This is a genomic window from Pseudomonas sp. NPDC007930 (genome assembly GCF_042958985.1).
GTDB lineage: Bacteria > Pseudomonadota > Gammaproteobacteria > Pseudomonadales > Pseudomonadaceae > Aquipseudomonas.
The window spans coordinates 225,266-239,672 of sequence record NZ_JBIBKC010000002.1; the positions used below are offsets into that span (position 1 = coordinate 225,266).

The 14,407-nt window shown below is 67.1% G+C and carries 11 protein-coding genes and 3 tRNA genes; all 14 read right to left on the reverse strand.

Features of this window, described 5'->3' with window-relative positions; translation table 11 throughout:
* Positions 1 to 176: 176 nt before the first annotated feature.
* The gene (locus ACFZCE_RS05435) at positions 177 to 4,181 is read right to left on the reverse strand and encodes a molybdopterin-dependent oxidoreductase (RefSeq protein WP_390936781.1); all 4,005 of its coding nucleotides are present in this window, start codon (positions 4,179 to 4,181) and stop codon (positions 177 to 179) included.
* 239 nt (positions 4,182 to 4,420) lie between these two features.
* A complete protein-coding gene (locus ACFZCE_RS05440) occupies positions 4,421 to 5,020 on the reverse strand; it encodes a flavin reductase (protein WP_390936783.1) in 600 nt (199 codons plus the stop codon).
* Between the two features lie 122 nt (positions 5,021 to 5,142).
* Positions 5,143 to 5,219 (reverse strand) — tRNA-Asp (locus ACFZCE_RS05445).
* Between the two features lie 99 nt (positions 5,220 to 5,318).
* Positions 5,319 to 5,395, reverse strand: a tRNA-Asp gene (locus tag ACFZCE_RS05450).
* Positions 5,396 to 5,438: 43 nt separating this feature from the next.
* A tRNA-Val gene (locus tag ACFZCE_RS05455) sits at positions 5,439 to 5,514 on the reverse strand.
* A 120-nt stretch (positions 5,515 to 5,634) separates the two neighbouring features.
* The gene (locus ACFZCE_RS05460; protein ID WP_390936785.1) at positions 5,635 to 6,414 is read right to left on the reverse strand and encodes an SDR family oxidoreductase; all 780 of its coding nucleotides are present in this window, start codon (positions 6,412 to 6,414) and stop codon (positions 5,635 to 5,637) included.
* Positions 6,411 to 7,622 carry an O-succinylhomoserine sulfhydrylase gene (locus tag ACFZCE_RS05465; protein ID WP_390936787.1) on the reverse strand — a complete coding sequence of 404 codons (1,212 nt, stop codon included), beginning with the start codon at positions 7,620 to 7,622 and terminating at the stop codon, positions 6,411 to 6,413. Before ACFZCE_RS05465 ends, ACFZCE_RS05460 begins: the two co-directional genes overlap by 4 nt.
* A gap of 13 nt (positions 7,623 to 7,635) precedes the next feature.
* Positions 7,636 to 9,141 carry an amidophosphoribosyltransferase gene (purF, locus tag ACFZCE_RS05470; protein ID WP_390936789.1) on the reverse strand — a complete coding sequence of 502 codons (1,506 nt, stop codon included), beginning with the start codon at positions 9,139 to 9,141 and terminating at the stop codon, positions 7,636 to 7,638.
* 16 nt (positions 9,142 to 9,157) lie between these two features.
* Entirely contained in the window at positions 9,158 to 9,739 is a 582-nt protein-coding gene (locus ACFZCE_RS05475) for a CvpA family protein (protein WP_390936791.1), read from the reverse strand.
* A gap of 102 nt (positions 9,740 to 9,841) precedes the next feature.
* Complete coding sequence (locus ACFZCE_RS05480) at positions 9,842 to 10,495, reverse strand: SPOR domain-containing protein (protein ID WP_390936793.1); 654 nt, start codon at positions 10,493 to 10,495, stop codon at positions 9,842 to 9,844.
* 15 nt (positions 10,496 to 10,510) lie between these two features.
* Positions 10,511 to 11,791, reverse strand: a complete 1,281-nt coding sequence (gene folC, locus ACFZCE_RS05485) for a bifunctional tetrahydrofolate synthase/dihydrofolate synthase (RefSeq protein WP_390936795.1) — start codon at positions 11,789 to 11,791, stop codon at positions 10,511 to 10,513.
* Entirely contained in the window at positions 11,788 to 12,684 is an 897-nt protein-coding gene (gene accD, locus ACFZCE_RS05490) for an acetyl-CoA carboxylase, carboxyltransferase subunit beta (protein WP_390936797.1), read from the reverse strand. The genes folC and accD overlap by 4 nt, the downstream gene beginning before the upstream one ends.
* 160 nt (positions 12,685 to 12,844) lie before the next feature.
* Positions 12,845 to 13,471, reverse strand: coding sequence for a phosphoribosylanthranilate isomerase (locus ACFZCE_RS05495; protein ID WP_390936799.1), 627 nt, complete (start codon positions 13,469 to 13,471; stop codon positions 12,845 to 12,847).
* A gap of 59 nt (positions 13,472 to 13,530) precedes the next feature.
* Complete coding sequence (truA, locus tag ACFZCE_RS05500) at positions 13,531 to 14,385, reverse strand: tRNA pseudouridine(38-40) synthase TruA (RefSeq protein WP_390936801.1); 855 nt, start codon at positions 14,383 to 14,385, stop codon at positions 13,531 to 13,533.
* Between the last annotated feature and the right edge of the window lie 22 nt (positions 14,386 to 14,407).

Here is a 14,407-nt window from a genome sequence, read left to right on the forward strand (position 1 = left end):
TGCCCACGATTCGATTGTGTGTGTCATTGCCGGGCCGCCATTGGCCCCTGAACAATGCTGGGGTAGCTGTAGCAGGGACTGTGCCAACCGCAGAAGCCCCCTGTTTCGGGGCTTTCAGCGGGGCCGCGGGGCGCCTGCGCGACCCAAGGCGGTGCAGCCGGCACCAGCACGGGGCATCAGTACACGTCGCGCAGGTAGCGCTTGCCCTTGGCCAGGGCGCGCACATACTGCGCCGCCGCCTCAGCATCGAGGCCGCCATGGGCCTGGGCGATCGCCTGCAACGCGGCGTCTACGTCCTTGGCCATGCGCGCCGCATCGCCGCACACGTATACATGGGCGCCCGCCTGCAGCCATTGCCACAGCGTCGCGCCCTCCTCGAGCATGCGCTGCTGCACGTAGACCTTCTGCGCCTGGTCCCGGGAGAACGCCGTGCTGAGCCGCTGCAGGTGGCCTTCGGCTTGCCAGGCGAGCAGTTCGTCGCGGTAGTAGAAGTCACTGGCCTCGTATTGCTCGCCGAAGAACAACCAGTGCTGGCCAGTCGCGCCCTGGGCCTGGCGCTCTTGCAAGAAGGCGCGAAACGGCGCTACGCCAGTGCCAGGGCCGATCATGATCATCGCCGTGGTGGGGGCTGCCGGTACGCGAAAATGCGCCGAGCGCTGCACGAAGATCGGCACCCGCGCCTGCCCGGCGCGGTCAGCCAGAAACCCCGAACACAGGCCGCTGCGGCTGCGCCCGGCGCTGCTGTAGCGCACCGTGGACACGGTCAAGTGCACCTGCTCGGGGTGGGCCAGGGCGCTGGAGCTGATCGAATACAGGCGCGGTTGCAGCGGCTTCAGCAGGCCGAGCAACTCCTCCACGCTCAGGCTGAGCGGGTAGGCTTCCAACACATCGAGCAGTTGCCGGCCCCACAGCCACTCTGCCAATTGCGCCTGGTTGCCCGGCAGCAGGCGCTCGGCGAGGGCCGCATCGCCACTGCGCTCGGCGATGAACGCCAGCCATTGCGGGGTCACCCGGGTGATGTCGAGGTGGCGGTGCAGGGCCAGCGCCAGGGGCATCTCGCCTTGGTCCGGGATGCTCACCGGCTGGCTGCTGTCCAGGCCCAGGCAGGCCAGCAGCGCCTCGACCAGGGTCAAACAGTTGGTGGGCCATACCCCCAGGGCATCACCGGCCTGGTAGGTCAGGCCACTGCCCTTGAGGTCGAACACCACCTGGCGGGTTTCCTTGCTGGCGCCTTCGGCATTGAGCACGGCATTGCTCAGCAGCGTGGCCTTGTATGGCCGGCGGCGGTCGTACAAGGCGGGCTCGATGGCCGCGGGCGCTGGGGTGGCCACGGCGGCGCTGCTGGCCAGGGTGCTGCAGATGCTCGCCAGCCAGCCTTCGGCCGGGGCCAGGTCATGGGCTTCGCAGTCTACCCGGGCGGCCAGCGGCGCGGCGCCGAGGGCTTTGAGGTGGGCGTCGAGGCGCCGGCCAAAACCGCAAAACTGCTCGTAGTTGCTGTCGCCGAAGGCCAGCACCGCGTAGCGCTGCGCGGGCAGCGGCGCCGCGCCCTGCAAGCGTTGCCAGAAGTCCCCGGCGTTGTCCGGGGCTTCGCCGTCGCCAAAGGTGCTGGCCACCAGCAGCAGGCTGGCCGCGCCTTGCAGGGCGTCTACGCTGGCGTCGTTCATCGCCAGGCTGCGCACCGCCAGGCCACGTTCGGCCAACTGCCGCGCACAGCGTTCAGCGAAGCTTTCGGCGTTGCCGGTCTGCGACGCCCACAACACCAGATGCTCGGGCCCGGTGGGTAACGGCGCCGGTTCGGCGGCGGCGGCGGCGGCGCGCGAGTACATCCCGGCGAGCAGGCCGTCGAACAGCAACCGCCGTGGCGCGGCGACCGGGGCGCTGGCGGGCAGCACCGGCACGCCAGGCTGGCGTTGGCCGGCCTCGCTCGCCAGGCCGAGCAAAAAGCCTTGCAGGTACAGGGTTTCGTCGGCGAGCAGGCCGCCGATGTTGGCCAGCAGGTCAGTGTTTGCAGGGCTCACGGCGGCGGCTACCTCGTGGGGGCTGAGGGCGATGGCGGCGGCCTTCAGCTCGGGCTGCAGCGAGGCGCTGTCGACCGCGTCGCTGGTCAGGCTGTTGATGCACAGCTGCTCGCCGTGCAGGTCATTCCAGTGAAACGGCACAAAGCAGTTGCCGGGCAACACCCGCTCGCTCACCCGCACTGGCAACAGCGCTTCGCCGCGCCGTGAACGCAGCCGCGCCGGCGCGCCGTCCTTGAGCGCCAAGGCCTCGGCGTCGCGCGGGTGCACTTCGATGAACGGCCCGGGGTTGAGCTTGTTCAGCGCCGGCACCTTGCCGGTCTTGGTCAGGGTGTGCCACTGGTGCTGCAGGCGGCCGGTGTTGAGCAACAACGGGTAGGCCTCGTCGGGCATTTCTTGCGGGGGCATATGCGGGCGCGGGTAAAACCGTGCCCGGCCGTTGGCGGTGGCGAAGCTCAAGCCAGGGCGTTCGCCCGAGGGCAGCAGGCGCAGCACCTGGCTTACGCCATCGTTGAGGTAGCGCTGGGGGTTGCGCGCTGGCGCTTCGGCACTGGCGCAAGGCCACTGCAACGGGCCTTCACGCAGCCGCGGGTAGCTGGCGCCACGCAGGTCGTAACCGGTGGCCGGGTTGTGGAACCGGCGAATCTCCTCGAACACCTCTTCGGCGCTGCGGTAGCTGAACGCCTCGGCATAGCCCATGGCACAAGCCACCCGGGCGATCAACTGCCAGTCGGCCAGGGCCTGGCCAGGCGGCGCCACGGCTTGGGCGGCAAGGGTCAGGGTGCGTTCGGAGTTGATCATCACGCCGTCGGCCTCGGCCCACAGCGCGCCGGGCAGGAGGATGTCGGCGTAGCGGTTGGTCTCGGTGTCGAGGAAGGCATCCTGGGTGATCACCAGTTCGGCGCGGCGCAGGCCGTCGATCACCGTTTGCCGGTTGGGCATGCTCGCCACCGGGTTGGTGCAGATGACCCAGCAGGCTTTGATCTGCCCCGCGGCCATGGCCTGGAACATCGCCACCGTGCCCTGCCCGGCTTCGCTGCGCAGGCGCCCGGCGGGCAAGCCCCACTGGGCCTCGACGAAGGCGCGGTCTTCGGCCACCAGCGCCGAGCGCTGGCCGGGCAGGCCCGGGCCCATATAGCCCATCTCGCGGCCGCCCATGGCGTTGGGCTGGCCGGTGAGGGAAAACGGCCCGCTGCCTGGGCGGCAGATCGCCCCGGTGGCCAAGTGCAGGTTGCACAGCGCATTGGTGTTCCAGGTGCCATGGGTGCTTTGGTTCAGGCCCATGGTCCAGCAGCTCATCCAGTTTGGCGCCAGGCCGATCCATTCGGCGGCGGTATGCAGGTCGGCCAGCGCCAGGCCGGTGATCTGCGCCACCGCCTCCGGGGTGTAGTCCGCCAGGAACGCCGGCATGGCCTCCCAGCCTTCGGTGTATTGCTCAATGAAGCGCGCGTCGAGCCGGTGGTTCTGATACAGCAGGTGCAGCAGGCCGTTGAGCAGGGCGAGGTCGGTGCCGGGGCGCAGTTGCAGGAACAGGTCGGCTTTCTCAGCGGTGGCGGTGCGCCGAGGGTCGACCACGATCAGCCGCGCGCCGCTGCGAATGCGGTCCATCATGCGCAGGTAGAGGATCGGGTGGCAGTCGGCCATATTGGCGCCACTGACAAAGAACAGGTCGGCGTGGTCGAAATCCTGGTAGGCCCCGGGCGGCCCGTCGGCGCCGAGAGATTGCTTGTAGCCGGTGCCGGCGCTGGCCATGCACAGCCGCGAATTCGACTCGATGTGCTGGGTACCGATAAACCCCTTGGCCAGCTTGTTGGCCAGGTACTGGGCCTCCAGCGACATCTGCCCAGACACATAAAGGGCCACGGCGTCGGGGCCGTCACGCTCGATGATCGCCCGCAGCCGCGCGGCACTGGCCTCGATGGCCTGGTCAAGCTCGACCTGGGCCGGCTGATGCTGGCGCTCACGGCGCAGCCAGGCGTGGCTCAGGCGGCCGGCGTCGGCCAGGGGAATGTGGCTGCTCTGGCCCTTGGTGCACAGCCGGCCAAAGTTGCTGGGGTGCTGTTTGTCGCCGCTCACCCGCCCTACCCGGCCGCCCTCGGCTTGCAGCAGGATGCCGCAGCCCACGCCGCAATAGGGGCACACGCTGCGAATGGTCGCACTCATCATCGCCTCACCGGAAAACAAAAACGGCGCCGGTTACCGCCGCTCCAAGGCTGGAGCGGGGCAACACGGCGCCGTTGTCGTGTGGTTCGTGGCAGCCTCGAGGGGCTGCGTTTGGTGGGGTAATGCAGGTTTTGTTCCAGTACGCTGCGGGGGTGCCATTTACAGGGGGGCGTTGCCGTGGTTTGACTGCGCGCCGGGCGAAAGGCCTGCGAGCGTGCACCGAGACGGGGCCCGCTGCCTGATCATGGCGCAGGGTCGAGCATGTGCCCGTCGATGCCGTCGCCGATGACCTGGAAGTGCCCGCCGGCCACATGGTGGAGGGTGCGCAGGGCGTCATGGCCAGTGAAATCCCAGCGGCCGTTGGCGAATACCCGGCTGTCGGCATGGGCCGCGGTGACCTCGCCGATAAACAGGTCGAAGCGCTCCTGGTTGTCGGGCAGGTCGATCAGCGTGCATTCCAACCAGGCCACGCAGCCCTCGAGCAGAGGGAGCTCCGGGTTTTGCCCGGTAAAGGTGCTCAGCCCATAGCTGGCAAACTTGTCACGGCCCGCCGCGTTCAGGCTTTTGCCGGTGCTGTTGCCCACCGTTTGCACGATGTGCCGCTGGGCCACGCAAGGTACCTGCAAGGCGAAGCTGCCGCTGGCCAGCAGCAGTTCGCGGGTCCACACGGATTTATCCAGCACCACGGTGACCTTGGGTGGGTCGAAATCCAACGGCATGGCCCAGGCCGCGGCCATGATGTTGCGCTGGCCGCCATGGGCCGCGCTGACCAGCACGGTGGGGCCGTGGTTCATCAACCGGTAGGCGCGATCAAGAGGGACGGGGCTGATGAAGGGGGCCATGGGGCACCTCGAAAAAGGTCGGGGGGCCTGTATAGCACGTGCCAGAGCGGCAAACAAAAAAGCGACCCGAAGGTCGCTTTCTTGTGGTGCCGGGTAGCTGTTCAGGGGCTACCTGGCGAATATGGCGCAGCGGACGGGACTCGAACCCGCGACCCCCGGCGTGACAGGCCGGTATTCTAACCGACTGAACTACCGCTGCGAAACATTTGAGCTTTCGCCCAAGGTGAAGCGCTGACCAGTGCGGGGTAAGGCTCTGGTCTCAAGATGTAAAGCGTGGGCTTGACAGCTTGGAGAAAAATGGCGCAGCGGACGGGACTCGAACCCGCGACCCCCGGCGTGACAGGCCGGTATTCTAACCGACTGAACTACCGCTGCGCGTCGGTTGGGCTTACGCCCTGGTGTTGCAGAACTCACGAAGTGGTGGGTGATGACGGGATCGAACCGCCGACCCTCTGCTTGTAAGGCAGATGCTCTCCCGGCTGAGCTAATCACCCTTTGCTTCGCTGAGGTGGCGCATTTTGGGCATCTGGCAGACGTAAGTCAATAGCCCGCTTGAAGTTTTTTTAAAAAAGATAAAAAAGGCCGTTGGCGGTTTGCGCGCTGGGCCTGCCCTCTTACTCGGCGTAGATCATCTTGCGGGTCATGCCGCCATCGACCACGAACTCCTGGCCGGTGACAAAGCCCGCCGCCGCGGACAACAACCAGGCCACCAACGCGCCCACGTCTTCGACTGTGCCCACGCGCCCGGCCGGGTGCTGGGCGTGGTCGGCCGCGCGCAACGGCTCGGCGCGGCGCCGTGACGGGTCACGGGCGTCGATCCAGCCTGGGCTGACGGCATTGACGCGAACCTCTGGGCCCAGGCTGATGGCCAGGGCATGGGTGAGCGCAACCAGGCCACCCTTGCTGGCGGCATAGGCTTCGCTGTCGGCCTCGGACTGCCCGGCGCGGGTAGAGGTAATGTTCACGATCGCCCCCTGCCGCGCGCGCAGGTAAGGCGCGCTGTGCTTGGCCAGCAGCATGGCCGCGCTCAGGTTGACCGCCAGCACGCGGTTCCAATGGGCCAGGGTCAGGCTTTCGAGGGTGTGGTTATGCGGGTCGGCGATCGCCGCGTTGTTCACCAGCGCATCGAGCCGGCCAAACTGCGCCAGGGCCTTGGCCACCAGCCCGACCACTTGGCCCTCATCGGCCACGTCGGCGGCGATGAACAGCGCCCGCTCGCCCAAAGCCTCGGCCACTTTGTGCCCGCGGGCCTCGTCGGCATCCGCCAGCACCACCTTCCAGCCTTCACAGATGAGCCAGGCGGCGACGCCCAAGCCAATGCCGCGCGCCGCGCCGGTGACCAGCGCGACACGGCCGTCATGGAAGCTGCCAGCGGCAGCATCCAGTTCGATCACAGCGCCGCCAGGCCGCGGGCCATGTCGGCTTTGAGGTCGCCAATGTCCTCGAGGCCCACCGCCACGCGAATCAGGCTGTCGCGAATGCCCGCGGCCTCACGCTCTTGCGGGCTCAGGCGGCCGTGGGAGGTGGTTGCCGGGTGGGTGATGGTGGTTTTGCTGTCACCCAGGTTGGCGGTGATCGACACCAGCCGGGTGGCGTCGATGAACGCCCAGGCACCGGCCTTGCCGCCCTTGACTTCGAAGCTGACCACACCGCCGAAACCACGCATCTGGCGCTTGGCCAGGGCGTGCTGCGGGTGGCTTTCGAGGCCGGCGTAGTGCACCTTCTCGATGCCCGGTTGCTGCTCCAGCCACTCGGCCAGGGCCTGGGCGTTGGCGCAGTGGGCGCGCATGCGCAGGTTCAGCGTTTCCAGGCCCTTGAGGAACACCCAGGCGTTGAACGGGCTGAGGGTGGCGCCGGCGGTACGCACCACGCCGACCATTTCCTTCATGTGCTCGGCGCGGCCGGCGACCACGCCGCCCATGCAACGGCCCTGGCCATCGATGAACTTGGTCGCCGAGTGCACGACGATGTCTGCGCCCAGCTTCAACGGCTGCTGCAGCGCCGGGGTGCTGAAGCAGTTGTCGACCACCAGCAGCACGCCCTTGGCGTGGGCGATGTCCGCCAGCGCGGCGATGTCGACCAGTTCGGCCAGTGGGTTGGACGGCGACTCGACGAACAGCAGCTTGGTGTTGGGCTTGATGGCGGCGGCCCAACCGTCGAGGTTGGCCAACGGCACGTAGTCCACTTCGATGCCGAAGCGCTTGAAGTACTTGTCGAACAGGCTGATGGTCGAGCCGAACACGCTCTGGGAGATCAGCACATGGTCGCCAGCGCTGCACAGGCCCATGGCCACGCCGGTGATCGCCGCCATGCCGGTGGCAAAGCCCACGGCCTGCTCGGCGCCTTCGAGGGCAGCGATGCGCTCTTCGAACGAGCGCACGGTCGGGTTGGTGTAACGCGAATAAACGTTGCCCGGCACTTCGCCGGCAAAACGCGCCGCGGCATCGGCGGCGGTGCGAAACACATAGCTGGAGGTGAAGAACAGCGGGTCGCTGTGCTCACCTTCCGGGGTGCGGTGCTGGCCGGCGCGGACCGCGAGGGTGTCGAAGGCTACGCCTTCGAGGTCGCTGTCCAGGCGCCCGGCGTCCCAATCCTGAGTCATGGCACCTGCTCCTTCAGTTGTTGTAGAGGTCGATGATCGCGCTGACGGCCTGGGTCTTGACCTTGGCCAGGTCATTGCGCGCCTGGTCGATCTTCGCCAGGTAGCGCTCGTCGACGTCGCCGGTGACGTACTGGCCGTCAAACACCGCGCAATCGAATTGGTCGATCTTCACCTTGCCACCGCCAACCGCGTCGATCAGGTCGGGGAGGTCTTGGTAGATCAGCCAGTCGGCGCCGATCAGGTCGGCCACTTCCTGGGTGCTGCGGTTGTGCGCGATGAGTTCATGCGCGCTCGGCATGTCGATGCCGTAGACGTTCGGGAAGCGCACCGCCGGGGCGGCGGAGCAGAAGTAGACTTTTTTCGCACCGGCGTCACGGGCCATCTGGATGATCTGCTTGCAGGTGGTGCCGCGCACGATCGAGTCGTCGACCAGCATCACGTTCTTGCCGCGGAATTCCAGCTCGATGGCGTTGAGCTTCTGGCGTACGGATTTTTTCCGCGCGGCCTGGCCAGGCATGATGAAGGTGCGGCCGATGTAACGGTTCTTGACGAAGCCTTCGCGGAACTTCACGCCCAACTGGTTGGCCAGCTCGAGCGCCGAGGTGCGACTGGTGTCGGGGATCGGGATGACCACGTCGATGTCGTGCTCGGGGCGTTCGCGCTGGATTTTCTCGGCGAGTTTCTCGCCCATGCGCAGGCGCGCCTTGTACACCGAGATGCCGTCGATGATCGAGTCCGGGCGGGCCAGGTACACGTGTTCGAAGATGCACGGCGCGTAGTGCGGGTTAGGCGCGCACTGGCGGGTGTGCAGCTTGCCGTCTTCGGTGATGTACACCGCTTCGCCCGGGGCCAGGTCGCGGATCAGGGTGAAACCGAGCACGTCGAGGGCGACGCTTTCGGAGGCGATCATGTATTCCACGCCTTCGTCGGTGTGGCGTTGGCCAAACACGATCGGGCGGATGGCGTTCGGGTCACGGAAGCCGACGATGCCGTAGCCGGTGATCATCGCCACCACTGCGTAACCACCGCGGCAGCGCTTGTGTACGTCCTTGACCGCGGCGAACACGTCTTCCTCGGTGGGCTGCAGCTTGCCGCGCACCGCCAGCTCGTGGGCGAACACGTTGAGCAGCACCTCGGAGTCCGAGCTGGTGTTCACATGGCGCAGGTCCGATTCGTAGATTTCCTTGGCCAACTGTTCGACGTTGGTCAGGTTGCCGTTGTGCGCCAGCGTGATGCCGTAGGGCGAGTTCACGTAGAACGGCTGCGCCTCGGCGGAGGTGGAGCTGCCCGCGGTGGGGTAGCGCACATGGCCGATGCCCATGGTGCCGACCAGGCGCTGCATGTGGCGCTGCTGGAATACGTCACGCACCAGGCCGTTGTCCTTGCGCAGGAACAACCGGCCATCATGGCTGGTGACAATACCGGCAGCGTCCTGGCCGCGATGCTGGAGGACGGTTAACGCGTCATACAGCGCCTGATTGACGTTCGACTTACCGACGATACCGACGATGCCACACATGCGACACAACCCCTACTTAGTGAACCTGAACGGCCTGCGGCTGCGCCACCTTTTGGGTGGGCAGCAGCTGGTCCTTGAACGGAATATCGACCGGCGAGGTAATACCGCCGGCCAGCCACTGGCTGGTCATCCCCACTACGAGGTTTTTCGACCAGTCAGCAACCAGTAAAAAACGCGGCAGCAACTGCGATTGTTGCCACCATACATCCTGTTGTACCGGCCCCAGGCTCAACAGCCCGGCGCCCACGACCACCAGCAAGCCGCCGCGGGCGGCGCCGAAGACCATGCCCAGAAAGCGATCGGTGCCCGACAGCCCGGTCACACGGATCAACTCGCCGATCAGATAATTGACCATCGCGCCGACCAGCAGGGTGGCCACGAACAAAATGGCACAACCGGCGATCACCCGCGCGGACGGCGTTTGAATGTAGTTTTCGAGGTACTGCGACAGGCCGCCACCGAACATCCAGGCCACGGCGCCCGCGATGATCCAGGTGAGCAGCGACAGGGCTTCCTTGACGAAACCTCGTTTCAAGCTGATCAGAGCGGAGATGGCGATGATCGCCACGATGGCCCAGTCGACCCAAGTAAATGTCACGGCGCAGCCCGTTGACCGATGAGGCGGCGCATTTTACCAGAGCCGGCACGGGAGCGCAGCTATGCCGCGCAATAGGGTTTTTCTATCCCGTGAACAGGGGCCTCAGGGCTCGAAGCGCACCACGAAGCCTTTCATCTGCTGCTGGCGGTTGAGCATGTCACGCAGGCGCTCGGCTTCGGCGCGCTCGATCACCGGCCCGACGAACACCCGGTTCTTGCCGTCGGCGCTGCGTACGTAGGCGTTGTAGCCCTGGGTGCGCAGGCGGCCCTGCAGGCTGTCGGCGCTGGCGCGATTGGACAAGCTGGCCAGTTGCACCGCCCAACTGACCGGCACGCCGTTGGTGTCGAGCTTGGCGGCGGGGTCGGGCTGGGCGGTTTTGCCGGCCGTGGGCACGCCAGCCACCGGCGCGCCGGCCGAAGGCGGCGGCAGCGGCACTGGCGTGGAGGGTTTGGCCGCGGAAGCGCTGGCCTTGGCCGCGGGCGCCGATTGCACCGGCGCATTGGCGATCGGCATCGCCGGCGCCTCGCTGGCAGCCTGGGCCGGCACCTGCGGCTGTGCCACCGGCTGGTTGACCGGCACATCGACCGGCTCGACCTTCACCTGCGGCATGCTCGGCGCTGGCGGCGCGGCGGGCGCGTCGACGCGCACCTGGCGCACTTCGTCCGGGCGGCTGAACAGCATGGGCAGGAAAATGACCGCCAGGGCCACCAGCACCAGGGCCCCGACCATCCGTTGTTTGACCACGCTATCGAGCATTGCCCAAGGGCCTCCTCACGGTGCGTGGCCCGCCAGCCATTGCAAGGCTTCGGCCACACAGAAAAACGATCCGAATACGACGATTTCATCTTCGGCGCCCGCCATCGCGCACGCCGCCGCCAACGCCTGGGCGGCTTCGCCATGAGACGTTGCCGGCAGCCCAAGGTTCGCCAACGCACTGGCCAAATCTGCGCCCTGGCGGCTGCGCGGGGTGGGCAGCGTGGCCACGTGCCAATGGCTGAAGGTTTCGGCCAGGGGCGCGATCACCCCGTCGAGGGCCTTGTCGGCCAGCAAACCGAACACCGCCAGCCGGCGGCCGTTGACTGGCCGGGTGGCCAGGCGGGCGCGCAGGTAGTCGGCGGCATGGGGGTTATGGCCCACGTCGAGCAGCAACTGCACCGGCTTGCCCTGGTACACGGCCTGGCGGCGGTCGAGCCGGCCCGCCACGCGGGTGCCGGCCAGCGCCGCAGCCACCGTGCCAGGCTCGAGCGGCAGGCCCATCAAGGCATAGGCTTGCAGCGCCAGCGCGGCGTTTTCCATCGGCAGGTCAAGCCGCGGCAGGCCGCTCAGTTCCAGGGCAAGCCCCGCGGCATCGGCGCCACGCCATTGCCAGTGCTCGCCGGCCTCGGCCAGGTCGTATTCATGGCCGCGCCGCAGCAACGGGCAGCCCAGCGCCTGGGCCTGCTCGAGCAATGGCGTGGGCGGCGCCAGGTCACCGCACAGCGCGGGGCGCCCGGCGCGGAAGATCCCGGCCTTCTCGAAGGCCACCGACTCACGGGTATCACCCAGGTATTCGGCGTGGTCCAGGCCAATGCTGGTGACCACGGCAATGTCGGCATCGATGAGGTTGACCGCATCGAGGCGCCCACCCAGGCCGACTTCGAGCACCACGGCATCGAGCCCGGCGCGGGCGAACAGCCAGAAGGCCGCCAGGGTGCCCATCTCGAAGTAGGTCAGGCTGACGTCGCCGCGGGCCGTTTCGACCGCGGTGAACGCCTCGCACAGCTCGGCGTCGCTGGCTTCCAGGCCATCGGCCTGCACCCGCTCGTTGTAACGCAGCAGGTGCGGCGAGCTGTACACCCCCACCTTCAGGCCCTGGGCCTTGAGCAGGCTGGCCAGAAACGCACAGGTCGAGCCCTTGCCGTTGGTGCCGGTCACCACCACCTGGCGCGGTGCCAGGCGCCCCAGGCCCAAGCGCTCGAACACCTGGCGCGACCGCTCAAGGCCCATGTCGATGGCCGAAGGGTGCAGTTGCTCCAGGTACGCGAGCCATTGGCCCAGGGTGCGGGTGGTCATGCCGGCACGGCCACCGGTACCAGCGCGGCCACCGGGGTGGGCTGGCGGGTCATCTGGGCGAGCAGGCGCGCCAGGCGTGGGCGCAGCTCCTGGCGGTGGACGATCAGGTCGATGGCGCCGTGGTCGAGCAGGAACTCGCTGCGCTGGAAGCCTTCCGGGAGTTTTTCGCGCACGGTTTGCTCGATCACCCGCGGGCCGGCGAAGCCGATCAGCGCCTTGGGTTCGCCGACGATCACGTCACCGAGCATCGCCAGGCTGGCCGACACACCGCCGTACACCGGGTCGGTGAGCACGGAGATGAACGGGATGCCCTCTTCGCGCAGGCGCGCCAGCACGGCCGACGTTTTGGCCATCTGCATCAGCGAGATCAGCGCTTCCTGCATGCGCGCGCCACCGGAGGCGGCGAAGCAGATCATCGGGCAGCGATGCTCCAGCGCATAGTTGGCCGCACGCACGAAGCGCTCGCCGACGATGGCGCCCATCGAGCCGCCCATGAAGCTGAATTCGAATGCGCTGCACACCACCGGCAGGCCCATCAGGGTGCCGCTCATGGAGATCAGGGCGTCTTTTTCGCCGGTTTGCTTCTGCGCGCCAACCAGGCGGTCTTTGTACTTCTTGCTGTCGCGGAATTTCAGGCGGTCAACCGGCTCGAGGTCGGCGCCCAGCTCCTCGCGGCCTTCGGCGTCGAGGAAAATGTCGAGGCGCTGGCGCGCGCCGATGCGCATGTGATGGTTGCACTTGGGGCACACATCGAGGGTTTTTTCCAGCTCAGGCCGGTACAGCACCGCCTCGCAGGACGGGCACTTGTGCCAGAGACCCTCGGGAACCGAGCTTTTCTTCACCTCCGATCGCATGATCGAAGGGATCAGTTTGTCTACCAGCCAGTTGCTCATACGTGCTCATCTCCAGTATCGGGGCCGCCATCGGTGCCGGCCGCCCCGTGCTTGGTCTTACTCTTCAGATCGAAAGGGCGCGCCCACGGCGCTGCCCCGCAAATAGTTCTGCCGCGTTAAAGCGTGTGGACGGCGGCCATCGGTTTGCCGTCACATCCTGTCACTGCCCTGCCCCACGCACCGCCGCCAGGAAGGCTTCTACCTTGGCGGCATCCTTGATGCCCTTGCTCGCCTCTACCCCGCCGCTGACATCGACCGCCCACGGTTTGACCCGGGCGATGGCGCTGGCCACGTTAGTGGCATCCAGCCCCCCGGCCAGCACGATGGGCTTGGCCAGGTGCTCGGGCACCAGGCCCCAGTCGAACGCCTGGCCAGTCCCGCCAGGCACGCCCTCGACGAAGGTGTCGAGCAGGATGCCCTGAGCACTGGCGTAGGCCTCGCAGGCGGCGGCGAGGTCATCGCCGGCGCGCACGCGCAGGGCCTTGATGTACGGCCGGTGATAGCCCTCGCACTGCTCGGCAGTTTCATTGCCATGGAACTGCAGCAGGTCGAGCGGGACCGCGTCGAGGATTTCGCCCAGCTCGCAACGGCTGGCATCGACGAACAAGCCCACGGTGGTCACGAACGGCGGCAGGGCGGCGATGATCGCCCGGGCCTGCTGCACGCTGACCGCGCGCGGGCTTTTGCGATAGAACACCAGCCCGATGGCGTCGGCGCCGGCGCGGGCGGCGGCCAGGGCGTCTTCAATGCGGGTAATACCGCAGATTTTGCTGCGAACAGCGGCCATAAGCTGGTGATCCTTACAACGGGTGAAGGGCCGGATAGTACCAAACCGCAACCCACCCGTCAGCCCATCAGGCGCTCGAAGCCCGTGAGAAAGTGTGGCCCGAGGTAACGGCCGGGCAGCTCGAACGGCGCCGGGTATTCCACTTGCACCAGGTACAGCCCATAGGGGTGGGCGGTCACCCCGCCGGTTTTACGGTCGCGCCCTTCGAGCACCTGCCGCGCCCACTCCACGGGCTTGTCCCCAGAACCAATGGCCATCAACACACCGGCCAGGTTGCGCACCATGTGGTGCAGGAAAGCGTTGGCGCGCACGTCGATCACGATCATCTGGCCGTGCTGGGTCACGCGCAGGTGGTGCAGTTGCTTGACCGGTGACTTGGCCTGGCACTGGCTGGCGCGGAAGGCGCTGAAGTCATGGGTACCGAGCAGCGGCTCGGCGGCCTTGGCCATGCGCGCTACATCCAGCGGGCGGTGGTTCCAGGTGACTTCCTCACCCAGATGCGCCGGGCGAATCGGGTCGTTGTAGATCACATAGCGGTAGCGCCGCGCGGTGGCCTTGAAGCGCGCATGGAAATCCGCCGGCATCTGGCGCATCCAGGTCACGCTGATGTCATGAGGCAATTCGGCATTGGTGCCCATCACCCAGGCTTTGTCTGGGCGCACGGCCTGGGTGTCGAAGTGCACCACCTGGCCACAGGCATGCACACCGGCGTCGGTACGCCCGGCGCACACCACCGAAATGGGGCTGGCCGCGACCTTCGACAGCGCGCGTTCCAGTGCCAACTGCACACTCGGCACGCCACTGGCCTGGCGCTGCCAGCCGCTGTAGCGCGAGCCCTTGTATTCCACACCCAGCGCGATGCGGGTATGGCCGAGGGCGGCGACTTCATCCGCCGCGGGTTTGAACGTGCTCACTGATCACCTTGAACAAACGAAG